The organism is Rathayibacter sp. AY1C5, assembly GCF_002931705.1.
Classification (GTDB): Bacteria; Actinomycetota; Actinomycetes; order Actinomycetales; family Microbacteriaceae; genus Rathayibacter.
The window spans coordinates 291,425-307,583 of sequence record NZ_PSWD01000001.1 but is presented as its reverse complement, the minus strand read 5'-3'; the positions used below and the strand labels follow the sequence as shown (position 1 = coordinate 307,583).

Sequence of the window (16,159 nt, the reverse complement as noted above, 5' to 3'; positions counted from 1 at the left end):
GGAGATGGACATCGACGCTCTCTCGGCCGCCCGCACTGCGCAGTGGACCCGCCTCGACGAGCTCTCGCGCAGGCGCCGCCTGACCGGAGCCGAGGCGGACGAGCTGATCGAGCGCTACCAGGCGGCATCCGCGGACCTCGCCACGATCTCCTCCACCGCCGGATCGACGGCCGTCGGCACTCGGCTCGCCGTCTCGCTCTCGCGGGCTCGGGGACGCCTGACCGGCACGCGAGACGAGCCGCTCGCCGCGGTCTCCCGCTTCGTCGTCCTCTCGCTCCCGGCCGCTCTGCACCGGCTGCGCTGGCTGACGCTCGCCGTCGCCCTCGCGACCGCGGTGGTGGCGACGCTCTACGCGCTCTGGATCCTCGGCGACCCGCGCCTGCTCGCCGCGCTGGGCGACGACGAGGAGCTGCGGCGCTTCGCCCGGGGCGACTTCATCGACTACTACTCCGAGAACCCCGCCGCCTCGTTCGCCGGGCAGGTCTGGACGAACAACGCCTGGATCGCGGCGCAGTGCGTGGCCTTCGGGATCGTCGGCGTCTACGTGCCGTACATCCTGCTGCAGAACGCGCAGAACCTCGGCACGTCGATCGCGGTGATGTTCCATGTGGGGGAGGGCGACACGTTCTTCCTCTACATCGCGCCGCACGGACAGCTCGAGCTGACGGCCGTGTTCGTCGCCGCGGCCGCGGGCCTGCGGATCTTCTGGGCCTGGATCGCTCCCGGCGCGCGCACCCGCGGCCAGGCGCTCGCCGAGGACGCGCGGAGCCTGTTCACGGTGGCGATCGGCCTGGTCTTCGTGCTGCTCGTCTCGGGAGTGATCGAGGGGTTCGTCACTCCGGCACCCTGGCCCTGGTGGCTCAAGATCGGGATCGGGGCGCTCGCCCTCGGCGCGTTCCTCTTCTACATGATCGTCGTCGGCGGGCGCGCGGTGCGGGCGGGGGAGACGGGCGACCTCGACCGGTTCGAGGCCGGGTCGCGGAGCATCGCGGCCGGCTGAGCCGAGCCGGACGAGCGCGGCCGTCGGAGCGGGGCCGTCGATCAGCGCTCCCGGGACCGACGACGGCCCCTCTCGCAGGTCAGAGCCGTCCGGCCGCCTTGAGCGCGAGGTAGCGGTCCGCGAGCGCCGGCGGGAGCGCGGAGGGGCTGCCGAGCACGACGTCCCCGCCGAGACGGCGGACGGCGGCCGAGAGCCGGTCGACGTCCGCGAGCGAGCGCTCCGCGGCGGCGGCGGAGTAGACCGCGGCCCGGTCGCTCCGGTCCTCCGCCATCCGCTGCAGCTCGGGGTCGAGCGCGCAGGCGACCACGACCGTGTGCACGCGGGTGAGCTGCGGGAGCACCGCGAGGAGCCCCTCCGCCGAGCCGACCGAGTCGAGCGCGGTGAGGAGGACCACCAGCGAGCGCTGGGAGGCCAGGGTGCGCACCTGCGCGGGGACCGCCGCCCAGTCGGTCTCGATGAGCTGGGGCTGCACGGGGGCGAGGGCGTCCACGACGCGGGTCAGCACCTCCGTGCCGGTCGCGCCGTGCACGCGGGCTCGCCGGGTGCGGTCGAACGCGAGCACGTCGACCCGGTCGCCGGCCGAGGCCGCGAGGGCCGCCAGGAGGAGCGACGCCTCGATCGCCGTGTCCAGGCGCGGCTCGTCCTCGATCCGTGCGGCGGACGTGCGGCCCGTGTCGAGCACGACGATCACGCGCCGGTCGCGCTCCGGGCGCCAGGTGCGGACGACCGGCTCCCGGCGCCGCGCGGTCGCCCGCCAGTCGAGCGAGCGGACGTCGTCGCCGCGGACGTACTCGCGCAGGCTGTCGAACTCGGTCCCCTGGCCGCGGATCATCACGCTGGTCCGCCCCTCCAGCTCACGCAGCCGCGCCAGGCGCGAGGGCAGGTGGCGGCGGGAGCGGAAGGCGGGCAGCACCCGGACGACGGCCGGCGCGGCCCGCGTCGCCTGGCGGCCGGCCATCCCGAGCGGCCCGCGGGAGCGGATGGTGACGTGGAGTGCCCGGCGCTCGCCGCGGCGGATCGGCTCCAGGACCGTGGTCACCGCGCGGCGCTCGCCCGGCGGCAGACGCAGGGGCGACCGGGTCTCGAGGGCACCGGCCGAGGGCTCCCAGGCGTCGCGGAGGACCCCCGTGATCCTCCTGCGGCCGGTGCTCGTGACCAGGAGGGTCGCTTCGGCCCTCTCGCCGAGCCGCACCCGGTCCGGCACCCGCCGCTCGAGCACCACGGCCCGGGGCGAGCCCGCGACCGCGACGTCGATCCCGACGAGGACCGCCCAGGCCAGGAGCCAGAGGCCGAGCACGGCGAAGGCGACCTCGGGGCGGCCGCCCAGGAGGACGACCGGCACCAGGCCGACGAGGAGGACGAGGACGCTGCGTCCGGTGAGGTGCACGGCTCAGACCGGGACGCGGACCTGCTGCAGGATCCCGCCCAGGACGGCCTCGGTGCGGACGCCCTCGAGCTCCGCCTCCGGCTCCAGCTGGATGCGGTGGCGCAGCACGGGCAGGACCATCGCCTGCACGTGGTCGGGGGTGATCGAGCCGTAGCCGTTGAGCCAGGCCCAGGCGCGGGACGCCGCGAGCAGGGCGGTCGAGCCGCGGGGGCTGGTGCCGAGCTTGACGCTCGGGCTCTCGCGGGTGGCGCGGGCGAGGTCGACGATGTAGCCGAGGACGTCGGGACCGGCTCCGACTCGCCGGGCCGAGGCCTGGGCGGCGCGCAGACGGGCGGCGTCGAGCACGGGTCGCACGCCCGCGGCGTCGAGGTCGCGCGGGTCGAAGCCCGCGGCGTGGCGCGAGAGCACCTCCACCTCGACGTCGCGCGGCGGGATGTCGAGCACGAGCTTGAGCAGGAACCGGTCCAGCTGGGCCTCCGGGAGCACGTAGGTCCCCTCGTACTCGACCGGGTTCTGGGTGGCGGCGACGAGGAACGGGTCCGGCAGAGGCAGGGTGCGCCCGTCGACGCTGACCTGGCGCTCCTCCATCGCCTCGAGCAGCGCGGCCTGGGTCTTCGGCGGCGTGCGGTTGATCTCGTCCGCCAGCAGGAGATTCGTGAAGACCGGGCCCTCGCGGAAGGCGAAGCCGGAGGTGGAGGCGTCGTAGACGAGGGAGCCGGTGATGTCGCCGGGCATCAGGTCCGGCGTGAACTGCACCCGGCGGGTGTCGAGGCCGAGCGAGACGGACAGGGCGCGCACGAGCAGCGTCTTCGCGACTCCGGGGACGCCCTCGAGCAGGACGTGGCCGCCCGCGAGGAGGGCGATCAGGAGCCCGGAGACGGCGCCGTCCTGGCCGACGACCGCGCGGCCGACCTCCGAGCGGACCCGGTCGAGCTCGGCGCGCAGGTCGTCGTCGGAGACCGGCGCTCCGTCGCGGGCGGAGGGGGTGGTGTCGCTCATCGGGAGGGGCCTTCCGGTCGTCGGGCGGTCGTCGGGGAGAGGGCGGCGCGGAGCGCGCTCTCGAAGCGGAGGAGCTCGTCGGAGGCGGCCACGAGGGCGGCGTCGTCGCCCGGCAGGTCGTCGACGAGCAGCCGGCGCAGCGCGGCCTGATCGCGGCCGAGGCGCTCGGCGGCGACGGCGACGATCTCGTCGACCCCGGTCGCCGGAGCGAGTCCCAGAAGCGCGGCCGTCCGCCGGAGGGTGCCGATGCGCAGTGCGTCGAGGGCGCGGGGCCGCAGGGCTCCGCGCGCGTAGAGCCGCGCGCGGCCGCGGGCCGTCTCGCTCGCATGCACGACGACCGGCAGCGGCTCGACCGCGAGCGGGCCGAGCCGGCGGCCGCGCCAGACGGCGGAGGCGACGAACACGGCCACCAGCAGCAGGAGAGCCGGAGTCACCCAGCCGGGGGCGAGGTCGGCGGGTGCAGGGGCGGTGCTCGCCGAGTCGGCGGCTCCGGCGCGGTACCAGACCAGCCGGTCCTCACCGCCGAGCAGTCCGAGTGCGAGAGCGGCGCGGCCGTCCTGGCCGATGGTGCCGTTGCGGAGGAGGTCGGCGTCGCCGATCGCGGTGACGTCGGCGCCCTGCGGGAACCCGGTGCTCACGAGCAGGAAGCCGTCGTCGCCCGAGGGGAAGCAGCCGACCGCGTCGCCGTCGTCGAGGATCCGGTACGTGCTCCCTCCGGCGGGGAGCGTCCCGGCGCGCTCGGCCGCCGGGAGCGGGCACTCGGCGCGGAAGGGGCCGTCGCCGGCCGGGGAGCCGGCGAAGCGGACGTCCGGCAGCAGGGCGTCGAGCGCGGCTCCTCCCGGGGTCACCAGGACGAGCGATGCCGAGGCGCGGGCGAGCCGGCGGTACTGGGCCTCGTCGAGGGCCACGTCCGGGTCGTCGACGAGCAGTGTCGCGTCCGGGGAGGAGGCGGCGAGAGCGGAGTCCAGGTCGTCGGCGCGGACGACCTCGACGCCCTGATCGCGCAGCACCTGGGCGAGCGCGCGGGCGCCGTCCGGGGTCGCGCTGTCGACGTCGAGGTCCGGGGCGACCACCCGGGTCCCGGTCGCGACGGTGAGCAGCAGAGTGCCGACCGCGACGATCACGAGCAGGAGCACCCACACCCGTCCGCGGCGCAGCAGCGCGCCGAGGGTCGGGCTGGAGACCGTGTCGGCGCTCACCGGGGCGCCGCCAGGGCGTCCAGGACCGGCGAGGCCGCGGCGAGCTCGCGGTCCAGAGCCGCGACCCGCTCGTACTCGGCCGGGCCGCAGGGCTGCCCGAGGTAGCGCACGCGGTCGAAGTCGTCTGCCGTGCGGCGCAGCGCGGCGGCGGAGGAGGGGAAGGCCGCAGAGGCGCGCGACGCCAGGCCGAGCGCGGTCGTGCCGGGCGAGACCCGCAGGACGGTCCGCTCGTCGAGGGAGCGCACCAGGGCGCGGAAGCGCTCGACGAGCGCCTCGTCCCAGTCCCCGCGGGCGGCCGCGGCCTCGGCGAGCGAGCGGAGGATCGCGGCCGAGCGGGTGTCGTCGTCGGCGAGCACCGCTCCCGTGACGGTGCTGCGGCGACCGGCGCGGGGCCGTCCCGCGATGACGAGCGCGGCGACCACGAGCGCCACCAGCACCAGCACGCCGATCACGGCGGCGATCGGCACCGGCGGGCCGTCGCCCTGCAGCGTGAGGGAGGCGAACCAGTCGCGCACCGCCTGCACCACCCGGTCGAAGAGGGTCGGCTCGGCCGCCCGGTAGCGCGGGTCGGCGAGCTCCTCGAGGAGGAGTCGGCGCGCCTGCTCCGCGTCGGGCTCGAGAGGGGCCGCGGCGAGGATCACGGGCGCTCCGGCACGGGGAAGGGATCGGGGGAGGGGCGGCCCGCCGCGCGCTCCTCGACGTGGCGCATCAGCACCAGGTCGAAGCCCTCGCGGCGCATCCGTCGGTCGAGGTAGACGAGGCCCGTCACGGCCGACTGGAGCACGGTGCCGACGGCGCCGATCACGAAGCCCACGGCGACGGAGGCGATCGTCACCACGAGCGAGGTGACGAGCTGCGCGTCCGGGTCGGTCGGGGCGATCAGGGCGCCGGCGATCGGGATGAGCAGGCTGAACGGCGTGGCCACGATCTGGCCGGCGACCTGGATGATCACGGTCATCAGCGCGAGCGCGCCGAAGGTGCGCCAGAAGCCGCCCGCCACCAGCCGCCAGGAGCGCGCCACCGCACGGCGCAGCGGCAGCCGCTCGACGACGATCAGGCTCGGAACCAGGGCGAGCTTCGTCGACAGCCAGACCCCCAGCGCGAGGGCGACCAGGCCGGAGCCGACGAGCACCAGGATCCCGCCGACGATCGCGCTCGACGTCCCGTCCATCGCTCCGATGACGAACAGCGGCACGGCGAGCGCCACGGCGAGGAGCACCAGGAGGAGGTAGCCGACGCCCTGCAGGACCGTCCAGCCGATCAGCGCCCAGAAGCGGCCCCGCAGCCGGGCGAGCAGCTGTCGGAAGGTCGCCCGCTCGCCGAGGACGCCGCGGGTGACCTCGAGCACGACCACGCCCTGCACGAGAGCGCCGCTGGCGAGCGAGACGGCGAGGGGGATGAGGGCGGCCAGGACCACGACCGCGAGGGAGCCCGCGCCGACGGCGTCGCGGTCGGCGGACTCCGCCTGCGCGATGCGCCCGACGGCGAGCACCGCGATCAAGCCGTAGACCGCCAGGGCGAGCACCGACCCGAGGCCCTGCACCAGCAGGGCGACGCCCAGGGTCGTGCGGGGGCTGCGGCGGAGGACCTGGAACGGGGCGCCGAGCAGGGTGCCGAAGCCGAGCGGGCGCAGCGGCACGAGACCGGGCTTGGGCGGGGGAGTCCAGCCGGGCGCTGGGCGTCCGGGCGACCAGGGGCCGGCGCCGGCGGGCGACCAGGAGCCCCCGGCGGGAGCGGGTGGTACGGGGCCTGCGCTCGGCGGCGCGGGCGACCAGGCCGGGGCGACGGGAGCGGGCAGCGGCCTGCGCCGGTCGCCGTCCTGCGCCGGGACGGCCGCGTCGTCCGGACGCCCTGCGGGCGGGGGCCACTGAGCTGCGTCGGTCATCCCCTCCATGCTGTCACAGGCGTGCGGGCGGGGTCCTCCCCCGAGCGGACCCCCTTAGCCCGCAGAGCCCGCTCCCCGCCCGCGGAGAGGTGCGTCGGTTAGCCTGGGTCGGGTCACCGTGCGCGCCGTGGGCGGGCGCGACCCGAGACGAGGAAGAGCAGACCGATGAGCGCGCGCATTCTGGTGGTCGACGACGACGCCGCCCTGGCCGAGATGATCGGCATCGTCCTGCGCGCCGACGGGTACGACGTCTCCTTCTGCGCGGACGGCTCAGGCGCCCTCGAGGCCTTCCGGCGGGCCCGGCCGGACCTGGTCCTGCTCGACCTGATGCTGCCCGGGATCGACGGGATCGAGGTGTGCCGCGCGATCCGCGCCGAGTCCGGCGTCCCCGTCATCATGCTGACGGCCAAGTCCGACACCTCCGACGTCGTGCAGGGCCTCGAGTCCGGCGCCGACGACTACATGGTCAAGCCGTTCGACCCCAAGGAGCTCGTCGCGCGGATCAGGACGCGCCTGCGTCCCGCCACCGCCGCCGCGAACGCGGTGCTGCAGGTCGGGGACCTGAGCCTCGACGTCGCCGGCCACGAGGTCCGCCGCGGCGAGACGCGCATCGGCCTGACCCCGCTCGAGTTCGACCTCCTCCTCGCCCTCGCCTCCAAGCCCCAGCAGGTCTTCACCCGCGAGATGCTGCTCGAGCAGGTCTGGGGCTACCACTACAAGGCCGACACCCGCCTCGTGAACGTGCACGTCCAGCGCCTGCGCGCCAAGGTCGAGAAGGACCCGGACGACCCCCGCATCGTGATGACCGTGCGCGGCGTCGGCTACCGCGCCGGCGCCGTCCTCCCGGGCTGACCGTGCCCCGCCTCGCCGCTCCCGACGTGCGCCGGTGGCCCCGCCGCGTGCTCGGGGTGTGGCGCACGTCGCTGCAGTTCCGCGCGGTCGCGATCACGGTCCTGCTCAGCGGCATCGCCATCGGCTCGACCGGCGTCTACCTCTCGTACAGCATCAGCGACAACCTGTTCCAGTCGCGGCTGACGCAGGTCACGGGCGACACGTCGCGCGCGACCCGGGCCGCGCAGGGATACCTCGACGCCGCCACCGTCTCCACCCGCCAGGACATGGAGGAGGTGATGAGCTCGGTGCGCACCGCCGTCCGGGACGCCTCCTCCTCCGCGCTGATCGCCGTCGTGCGCTCGCCCGACCAGGAGGCGTCCTCGCTGGCGCCTCAGGACATCTACAACCGCGAGCTGCAGAACGGCGTGATCAGCGACGCGCTGCGCGAGCGGGTGCAGGCGGGCTCCGACGGGCAGTACTGGCAGTCGGTGACGCTCGACGCCTCCGGTCAGCAGCAGCCCGGCATCCTCGTCGGCTCGACCCTCGAGCTGCCGAGCTCGGCCGGGCGCTACGAGCTGTACATCGGCTACTCCCTCGCGGACGCGGAGCGCACGCTCCAGTTCGTGCAGCAGGTGCTCAACGTGGCGGGGATCCTGCTCATCCTGCTGATCGGAGCGGTCAGCTGGGTCGTCGTGCGGATCGTCGTCGCCCCGGTCCGGGTCGCGGCCGAGACGAGCCAGCGCCTCGCCGCCGGCGACTTCGACGTGCGGATCCCCGAGCGGGGCCAGGACGTGATCGCGACCCTCGCCCGGTCGTTCAACGGCATGGCCGACAGCCTGCAGGACCGGATCAGCGAGCTCGCGACGCTCAGCCAGGTCCAGCAGCGCTTCGTCTCGGACGTCTCGCACGAGCTCCGGACGCCGCTGACGACGATGAAGCTGGCCGGGGACGTGCTGTACGACCAGCGCGAGGACTTCGCCCCGGTCGCCGAGCGCACGGTCGAGCTGCTGCACAGCCAGATCGACCGCTTCGAGAGCCTCCTCGCCGACCTGCTCGAGATCTCCCGCCACGACGCGGGATCGGCCGAGCTCGAGCTCGAGCCGGTCAACCTGGTGAAGCTGGCCGGCGACGAGATCGAGGCGATGCGCGGGATCGCGGAGGCGAACGGCTCCCGGCTCACTCTCTCCGCCCCGGGCGGCTACTTCGACGCCGACCTCGATCCGCGCCGCATCCGCCGGATCGTCCGCAACCTGCTGGGCAACGCGATCGAGCACGGCGACGGCCGCGAGGTCGTCGTCACTGTCGACAGCAACGCCAGCGCGGTCGCCCTCGCGGTGCGCGACTACGGGCACGGCATGAGCAGCGAGGAGGTGGTGCGCGTCTTCGACCGCTTCTGGCGCGCCGACCCGTCCCGCCGCCGCACGCTCGGCGGCACCGGCCTCGGCCTCTCCATCGCGCAGGAGGACACCGCCCTGCACCACGGCTGGCTGCAGGTCTGGTCAGTGCCCGATCGCGGCGCCTGCTTCCGCCTGACCGTGCCCCGCCACCGCGGCGAGCGGATCGAGGCCTCGCCGCTCCCGCTGCCCCCGGTCGACGCGGGCGAGCAGGCCTACAGCGGCCCGATCGTCCTCCCGCCGCTGCAGGCTCCTCCGGTCGGGGCCGCGGGGGTGCTCCCGTGAGGCGCGGCGTCCTCCGCGCCGTCGCGGCCGCCGCGCTGCTCGCGCTCGGGCTGGCCGGGTGCGCCGGCATCCCGCGGGACGGCGACGTCGGAGTCGGACGGCCCGACACCGCGCCGCAGGACCTCCAGTACGACTTCCTCCCGTCGGGACCCGCCGTCGGTGCGTCGCAGCGCGACATCCTGACCGGCTTCATCGACGCCGCGTCGAGCCCGCAGAACAACTACAAGATCGCCCGCGAGTTCCTCTCCACCGGAGCCGACTGGACGCCGGGCGAGCACGTGACGGTCGACGAGGGCCAGCGCTCCGCCTCGCCGCAGTCGGGATCCACGCTCTCGCTGACGATCACGCCCGTCGCCGAGGTCGACGCGACCGGCGTCTACACCGACGTCGCCACCACGGCCGGCCTGACCCTCGACTACGGCTTCGTCCAGGAGAACGGCGAGTGGCGCATCAGCGCGCCGCCGAGCGGCGTGGTGATCGACCGCACCACCTTCGAGCAGGTCTTCTCGACGCACGCGCTCTACTTCTTCGACCCCGCATACCAGTACCTCGTGCCGGACCTGCGCTGGTTCGCCTCGCGCGCCGACAGCTCCACCAGCACCACGATCGTCACCGAGCTGCTGCGCGGCCCCACGCCGTGGCTGCGGGACTCCGCCGCCGTCGTGTCGGCCTTCCCGACCGGGACGACGCTGGCGGCCGAGACCGTCCCGGTCGAGTCGCAGCGCGCCGTGGTCGACCTGAACCCGGCCGCTCTCGAGGCCGATCCGGCGCAGTGGCGGCTGATGGCCCTGCAGCTGAACCGGAGCCTCGCGAACGTCTCGAACGTCACCGGAGTCGCGCTCTCGGTCGAGCAGAACCCGATCGACGTCCCCTCCGAGGTCACCGGCCTGCCGACCTCGCCCCGCGTCGACACCCGGCCGCTCGTGCTGACCGACGACGCTTTCGGATTCCTCGGCTCCTCCGGGCTGGCCGGCCTCGGGATCTCGGATCGGATCGAGGCGCTGCAGCCGCGGGCCGCGGTCCTCGGCGAGCAGCGCGGGGCCGACTCGGACGCATCGGCCGCCGTGCTCACCGCCGCGGGCGTGAGCCTCGTGGAGCCCGACGGTGCCGACGTCCTCCTCGACGCGCGGTCGGGCCTCGTCGCGCCGTCCATCGATCCGCTCGGGTACGTCTGGTCGGTGCCGTCGGCCTCGCCCGGGCAGCTGGTGGCGTACTCCGCGGACGGCTCGCGCTCGATGCAGGTCGCGACGGCCTGGAGCGAGGTCGAGTCGCTCGCCTCGATCGCCGTGTCGCGCGACGGCACCCGGATGCTGGCGCTCGCCCAGGACGGGCAGCAGGCGACGGTGCTGGTGGCCGGCATCACCCGCTCCCGGGACGGCGACCCGGTGGCGGTCGGCGAGCCGGTCGTCCTCCGCTCGACTCTGGGGACCGCGGTCGCCGCGGCCTGGACGGACGAGCTCGACGTGGTGTCGGTCGTCCGCGGCTCGACGGGAGAGGACACCGTCACGATGAACCTGCTCGGCGGAGGCGCCACGGCGCTCGGCACGACGACGGGCACGGTCCAGATCGCCGCGGGCAACACCTCGACCCAGGTCCGGATCCTCGCCGAGGGCGGGGAGCTCCGGCAGCAGCGGGGCTCGGCCTGGCAGACGACCGCGACGGACATCCGGCTGCTCGCGGCGCAGACCGGCATGGGGTCCTGACCGGTCCTGTCGGCGGCGAGGAGCCCTGTCGACGACGGAGCGCTCCGGATGCTCCTCCCCAGGCGCGTCGGGCAGGCGGATCGTCCCGATCCGACGGATCCACCCCCGCGCCGCGGCCCGGACGGCGAACGTGGAGGCATGCTCTCCGATCACCTGCTCGACGCCCTCGCCGTCCTCCTCCCGCTGGAGTGCCCCGCCTGCGGAGAGCCGACGAGCCGGGCGCCCTGTCCGGACTGCTCGGCCGACGCGGCCGCCTCGGCCTGCCTGCTGACCCGCGTCGTCGGGCCGCCGGACGATCCGCTCCTCGTCGTCACCGGTGGCCCGTACGAGGGCACGGTGCGCCGCCTCGTCGTCGCGCTGAAGGAGGAGGGCCGCACGGCCTGCCTCGCCCCGCTCGGCGCGCTGTTGCGTCCGGCCCTCGGCGCGGCGCTCGCAGGCAGCCCCGCGATCCTGGTCGTCCCGCCCGGCTCCTGGCTCGGCCGCGTGCGGCGGGGCGCCGATCCCGTCGCGCAGCTGGTCGCCGCGGCGGGAGGGCGGGCGGCGCGTCCTCTCCGGCGGTCGCGGATGGTCCGCGACCAGGTCGGGCTCGGCCGCATCGAGCGGCGCGGCAACCTCGACGGGGCGTTCCGCGCCCGCCGTCCGCTCTCGTCGTGGCCGCCGGTGGTCCTCGTCGACGACGTGGTCACCTCCGGCGCGACCCTGCTCGAGCTCCGGCGCGCCGTGCGTGCGGCCGGCGGGACGGTCCGGGCCGCGGCGGCCCTGGCCGGCACCGCGCAACGAGGAGGGAACGTAGCAGCAGAATCCGGACGAACTCCCGGTGACGATCCGGTGGCCGGGGTCTACGGTGGGGGCACGGCGTGAACGGTCCGCCCCGGAGAAAGGCGGCACGCCGTACTCGACTGGGAGGTTGTCATGGACATCGACATCACAGGACGCAACATCGACATCACCGATCGCTTCCGCGCGTACGCGACGGAGAAGTCGGACAAGGTGGCGCACCTCGCCGATCGTGCTCTCGCACTCGAGATCAAGGCGAGCAGGCACGCCGAGGGCAAGGGCTCGGCCGGCGGCGACCGCGTGGAGCTGACGCTGATCGGCAAGGGGCCCGTGGTCCGGGCCGAGGCGAGCGGAGCCGACAAGTACGCGGCGTTCGACGTCGCCATCGGCCGGCTGCTCGAACGGGTGAGACGCGCGAAGGACCGGAAGAAGGTCCATCGGGGCCAGCATCGGCCGACCTCGCTCCGCGACGCGGCCGCCGACGACTTCAGCGTCGTCGCCATCCAGCCGGCCGACGCGGCGGTGCTGGAGCAGCTGAGCACGGGCGTCATCCCCGTGCAGGAGGCGCCGGAGCCGGTGGAGGACGAGGTCGAGGAGCCGTACTGCCCCGTCGTCATCCGCAAGAAGGTCTTCGCCTCCGTCTCGATGACCGTCGACGACGCCGTCGACTACATGGAGCTGGTCGGACACGACTTCTACCTCTTCATCGACTCCGACACGAACCGCCCGAGCGTGGTCTACCGCCGCAAGGGCTGGGACTACGGCGTCATCGGCCTCGGCGACGAGGCCGACGAGCTCGCCGAGCAGGCCGCCGGCTGAGATCCGACCCCGGGCCCCGGAGCATCCGCTCCGGGGCCCTCCCCGTGCCCAGGCAGGGAGTCCGCCCAGGGCGGACGCGTCGCCCCGACCGCTCGCCGCCCGCCCCGGCTAGGCTGGTCGCGGTCCGCGCTCCGGCGCGCGACTCCTGTCTTCTACTTTTTTGGAGTACCCCGTGGCCTCTGTCCTCGAAAAGGTCCTTCGCGTCGGGGAGGGGCGGGTCATCCGCCGCCTCGAGAACTACGCGAAGGCCGTCAACGCCCTCGAAGAGGACTTCACGCACCTCAGCGACGAGGAGCTGAAGAACGAGACCGTCGAGCTGCGCGAGCGCTACTCGAACGGCGAGTCCCTCGACGACCTGCTGCCGGAGGCGTTCGCCGCCGTCCGCGAGGCCTCGCGCCGGACGCTCGGCCTCCGCCACTTCGACGTGCAGCTCATGGGCGGCGCCGCCCTGCACCTGGGCAACATCGCCGAGATGAAGACCGGAGAGGGCAAGACGCTCGTCGCGACCCTCCCGGCCTACCTCAACGCGATCGCCAGCCGCGGCGTGCACATCGTCACGGTCAACGACTTCCTCGCGTCGTACCAGTCCGAGCTGATGGGGCGCGTGTTCCGCGCCCTCGGCATGACGACCGGAGTGATCCTCTCGGGCCAGACCCCGGAGCAGCGCCGCGAGCAGTACTCGGCCGACATCACCTACGGCACGAACAACGAGTTCGGCTTCGACTACCTCCGCGACAACATGGCGTGGCAGGCGCAGGACATGGTCCAGCGCGGCCACTTCTACGCCATCGTCGACGAGGTCGACTCGATCCTCATCGACGAGGCCCGCACCCCGCTGATCATCTCCGGACCGGCGTCGGGCGAGGCGAACCGCTGGTTCGCGGAGTTCGCCAACCTCGCCAAGCGCCTCGACGAGGGCGAGGACTTCGAGGTCGACGAGAAGAAGCGCACCGTCGGCGTCCTCGAGCCCGGCATCGAGAAGGTCGAGGACTACCTCGGCATCGACAACCTCTACGAGTCGGCGAACACCCCGCTGATCTCGTTCCTCAACAACGCCATCAAGGCGCGCGCGCTGTTCAAGAAGGACAAGGACTACGTCGTGCTGAACGGCGAGGTCCTGATCGTCGACGAGCACACCGGCCGCATCCTGGCCGGACGCCGCTACAACGAGGGCATCCACCAGGCCATCGAGGCGAAGGAGGGCGTGCAGGTCAAGGCCGAGAACCAGACCCTGGCCACCGTCACGCTCCAGAACTACTTCCGCCTCTACGCGAAGCTCTCCGGCATGACCGGAACGGCCGAGACCGAGGCCGCCGAGTTCATGTCGACCTACAAGCTCGGCGTCGTCCCGATCCCGACGAACCGCAAGATGCAGCGGATCGACAACGCCGACCTCGTCTACAAGAACGAGCAGGTCAAGTTCGCCCAGGTCGTCGAGGACATCGCGGAGCGCCACGCGGCCGGGCAGCCGGTCCTCGTCGGCACGACCAGCGTCGAGAAGAGCGAGTACCTCTCGCGCCTGCTCGCCAAGAAGGGCGTGCGCCACGAGGTCCTGAACGCCAAGAACCACGCGCGGGAGGCGGCCATCGTCGCCCAGGCCGGCCGCCTCGGCGCCGTCACCGTCGCGACCAACATGGCCGGTCGAGGCACCGACATCATGCTCGGCGGCAACGCCGAGTTCCTCGCGGTCTCCGAGATGACGGCCAAGGGCCTGAACCCCTCCGAGACTCCGGAGGAGTACGAGGCCGCGTGGGACGAGGTCTTCGCCGCCGTCAAGGAGAAGGTGGGCGAGGAGGCCGAGAAGGTCCAGGCCGCCGGCGGCCTCTACGTGCTCGGCACCGAGCGCCACGAGTCGCGCCGCATCGACAACCAGCTCCGCGGACGCTCGGGGCGCCAGGGCGACCCGGGGGAGAGCCGCTTCTACCTCTCGCTCACCGACGACCTCATGCGCCTGTTCAACTCCGGCGCCGCCGAGGCGCTCATGGGCCGCGGCAACGTCCCGGACGACATCGCCATCGAGTCGAAGGTCGTCTCGCGCGCCATCCGCAGCGCCCAGTCGCAGGTCGAGGCCCGCAACGCCGAGATCCGCAAGAACGTCCTCAAGTACGACGACGTCCTCAACCGCCAGCGCGAGGCGATCTACTCGGACCGCCGCCACATCCTCGAGGGCGACGACCTGCACGAGCGCACCCAGAAGTTCCTCGTCGACGTGATCGACGAGATCCTCGAGGTGCACACCGGCGACGGCAACGGCGACGACTGGGACTTCGACGCCCTCTGGACCGAGCTGAAGACGCTGTACCCGATCAGCCTCACCATCGACGAGGTGGTGCAGGAGGCGGGCAGCCGCGGTCGCATCAACAAGGAGTTCATGCGCCGCGAGATCCTCTCGGACGCGCAGCTCGCCTACCAGCGCCGCGAGGAGCAGCTGGGCTCTCCCGCCATGCGCGAGCTCGAGCGCCGTGTCGTGCTCTCGGTGATCGACCGCCGCTGGCGCGACCACCTCTACGAGATGGACTACCTCAAGGACGGCATCGGCCTGCGCGCGATGGCCCAGCGCGACCCGCTGGTCGAGTACCAGCGCGAGGGCTTCGCCCTGTTCCAGCAGATGATGGGGCAGATCCGCGAGGAGACCGTCGGCTTCCTCTTCAACCTCGAGGTCGAGGTGACCCAGAAGCAGGGCGAGGTCGCCGGAGTCGCGGCCAAGGGCCTCGCTCAGCCGGTCGCTCCGGCCGAGAAGCTCAGCTACTCGGCCCCGAGCGACACCGGCGGCGTCGAGGTCCGCGACCAGCGCGGACAGGTGCAGCAGGCGGCCACCGCGAAGGCCCGCGCCGAGGAGGCCCGCAAGGCGCTCCCCGAGGGCGAGGCGGAGGAGACTCCGACGACCGGCGCCTTCGGCCAGAAGCCGGGCGGCTCGGACGCCCCCGCCAACCGCGAGGAGCGGCGCGCGCAGTCCAAGCGCCGCTGAGTCCTCCCCGGACGACGCCGACGGCCCCGGCCCCGCAGCAGCGGGTGTCCGGGGCCGTCGGCGTTCCTGCGGAGGCTCGGACCCCGCCTCGCCCGCCGTCAGGACTCGCCGCGCGCGAGGGCCGAGACGAAGCCGCCGGCGAAGGTGTCGCCGAGGCCGATCGTCGTCGGCCGGTCCGTCTCGAGGACGAGCCCGGGGACGCAGCAGGCCTCGAGCGTCGACTCCACCGCTGCGCACACCGCTTGTGAGCCGGGCTGGGGAGGGAGTCCGCCGACGCGGTCGTAGTCGGCGGCGGTGAAGCCGTCCCCGAGGAGGTCGCGGAGCTCGGTCGCGCGGATTATCTCGTCACCGACGCCCCGCCGCCCCCGGAGCTCGAGGAGGCCCTGCGCGACGAGGGAGTGGAGATCGTGCTCCCGGCCGGTGCGGCCGCCCGGGAGCGCTGACCCGCTCCTCACAGCACGTTGATCGCGGTGGCACGCCAGCGGGCGTCCGTGCCCTCGAGCCGGATCGCGACGGCCCGGCTCCGTGCGCGGTGATGCACCAGGACCACTCCCTCGACGACGCCGTCCCGCGGCTCCGTGACGATCACCCGTCCGACCGTGAACGGGACGCGCTGCGCCGTCCGCTTCCGCAGGCTGCGGGCGCGGGCCGCGAGCACGACCCGCTTCTGCAGGTGGTGGTAGACCTCGTCGCTCAGCCACCGCGCGATCTGGTCGATCTCGCGCGAGCCCTCCAGGATCTCGATCACGAGGTGCGTGAGCCGGGCGAGCAGGGGCTCCGGGTCGGGCAGCTCCGCGCGGGTCGCAGGCTGCGGGGCGAAGAACTCCGCGAGGGTGAGCCGCTCCACGGCCGCCTCGGGGTCGAGGGGGAGGGTGCGGTAGTCGAAGGCGTGGAGGGGAAGGCTCATGC

General features: G+C 73.8%; 14 protein-coding genes. 7 read left to right on the top strand and 7 right to left on the bottom strand.

The window, feature by feature from the left end:
• The first annotated feature begins 4 nt into the window (after positions 1-4).
• Positions 5-1,000: a stage II sporulation protein M gene (locus tag C5C57_RS01385; RefSeq protein WP_104224139.1), complete on the top strand. Its 996-nt coding sequence runs from the start codon at positions 5-7 to the stop codon at positions 998-1,000.
• 79 nt (positions 1,001-1,079) lie between these two features.
• On the opposite strand, the gene C5C57_RS01380 is transcribed toward C5C57_RS01385, so the two are convergent.
• From C5C57_RS01380 to C5C57_RS01360, 5 genes are read right to left on the bottom strand one after another with little or no spacing between them, the layout of a single operon-like run.
• Complete coding sequence (locus C5C57_RS01380; protein ID WP_104246665.1) at positions 1,080-2,387, bottom strand: DUF58 domain-containing protein; 1,308 nt, start codon at positions 2,385-2,387, stop codon at positions 1,080-1,082.
• A 3-nt stretch (positions 2,388-2,390) separates the two neighbouring features.
• Complete coding sequence (locus C5C57_RS01375) at positions 2,391-3,386, bottom strand: MoxR family ATPase (protein ID WP_104224137.1); 996 nt, start codon at positions 3,384-3,386, stop codon at positions 2,391-2,393.
• The gene (locus tag C5C57_RS01370; protein WP_104297199.1) at positions 3,383-4,585 is read right to left on the bottom strand and encodes a DUF4350 domain-containing protein; all 1,203 of its coding nucleotides are present in this window, start codon (positions 4,583-4,585) and stop codon (positions 3,383-3,385) included. Before C5C57_RS01370 ends, C5C57_RS01375 begins: the two co-directional genes overlap by 4 nt.
• Entirely contained in the window at positions 4,582-5,226 is a 645-nt protein-coding gene (locus tag C5C57_RS01365) for a DUF4129 domain-containing protein (RefSeq protein ID WP_104232800.1), read from the bottom strand. Before C5C57_RS01365 ends, C5C57_RS01370 begins: the two co-directional genes overlap by 4 nt.
• A complete protein-coding gene (locus tag C5C57_RS01360) occupies positions 5,223-6,470 on the bottom strand; it encodes a hypothetical protein (RefSeq protein ID WP_146082323.1) in 1,248 nt (415 codons plus the stop codon). The genes C5C57_RS01365 and C5C57_RS01360 overlap by 4 nt, the downstream gene beginning before the upstream one ends.
• 165 nt (positions 6,471-6,635) lie before the next feature.
• Here C5C57_RS01360 and mtrA point away from each other — a divergent pair, with 165 nt between their 5' ends.
• The 6 genes from mtrA to secA all read left to right on the top strand — a co-directional run bounded on the left by mtrA (position 6,636) and on the right by secA (position 15,250).
• A complete protein-coding gene (mtrA, locus tag C5C57_RS01355; RefSeq protein ID WP_104224133.1) occupies positions 6,636-7,322 on the top strand; it encodes an MtrAB system response regulator MtrA in 687 nt (228 codons plus the stop codon).
• Between the two features lie 2 nt (positions 7,323-7,324).
• The gene (gene mtrB, locus C5C57_RS01350; RefSeq protein ID WP_244229464.1) at positions 7,325-8,983 is read left to right on the top strand and encodes an MtrAB system histidine kinase MtrB; all 1,659 of its coding nucleotides are present in this window, start codon (positions 7,325-7,327) and stop codon (positions 8,981-8,983) included.
• Positions 8,980-10,686 carry an LpqB family beta-propeller domain-containing protein gene (locus C5C57_RS17900; RefSeq protein ID WP_181069051.1) on the top strand — a complete coding sequence of 569 codons (1,707 nt, stop codon included), beginning with the start codon at positions 8,980-8,982 and terminating at the stop codon, positions 10,684-10,686. Before mtrB ends, C5C57_RS17900 begins: the two co-directional genes overlap by 4 nt.
• Before the next feature lie 138 nt (positions 10,687-10,824).
• The gene (locus C5C57_RS01340; RefSeq protein ID WP_104246661.1) at positions 10,825-11,547 is read left to right on the top strand and encodes a ComF family protein; all 723 of its coding nucleotides are present in this window, start codon (positions 10,825-10,827) and stop codon (positions 11,545-11,547) included.
• 51 nt (positions 11,548-11,598) lie between these two features.
• Positions 11,599-12,282 (top strand): ribosome hibernation-promoting factor, HPF/YfiA family, encoded by a 684-nt coding sequence (gene hpf / locus C5C57_RS01335; protein WP_104224131.1) that lies wholly within the window; start codon positions 11,599-11,601, stop codon positions 12,280-12,282.
• Between the two features lie 172 nt (positions 12,283-12,454).
• Positions 12,455-15,250 (top strand): preprotein translocase subunit SecA, encoded by a 2,796-nt coding sequence (gene secA, locus C5C57_RS01330; RefSeq protein WP_104225488.1) that lies wholly within the window; start codon positions 12,455-12,457, stop codon positions 15,248-15,250.
• Between the two features lie 98 nt (positions 15,251-15,348).
• Here the strand turns inward: secA and C5C57_RS01325 are convergent, their stop codons facing one another.
• Both C5C57_RS01325 and C5C57_RS01320 read right to left on the bottom strand, forming a co-directional pair.
• Positions 15,349-15,705, bottom strand: a complete 357-nt coding sequence (locus C5C57_RS01325; RefSeq protein WP_104297198.1) for a hypothetical protein — start codon at positions 15,703-15,705, stop codon at positions 15,349-15,351.
• Positions 15,702-16,157 (bottom strand): Rv3235 family protein, encoded by a 456-nt coding sequence (locus C5C57_RS01320; protein ID WP_219812326.1) that lies wholly within the window; start codon positions 16,155-16,157, stop codon positions 15,702-15,704. Before C5C57_RS01320 ends, C5C57_RS01325 begins: the two co-directional genes overlap by 4 nt.
• Between the last annotated feature and the right edge of the window lie 2 nt (positions 16,158-16,159).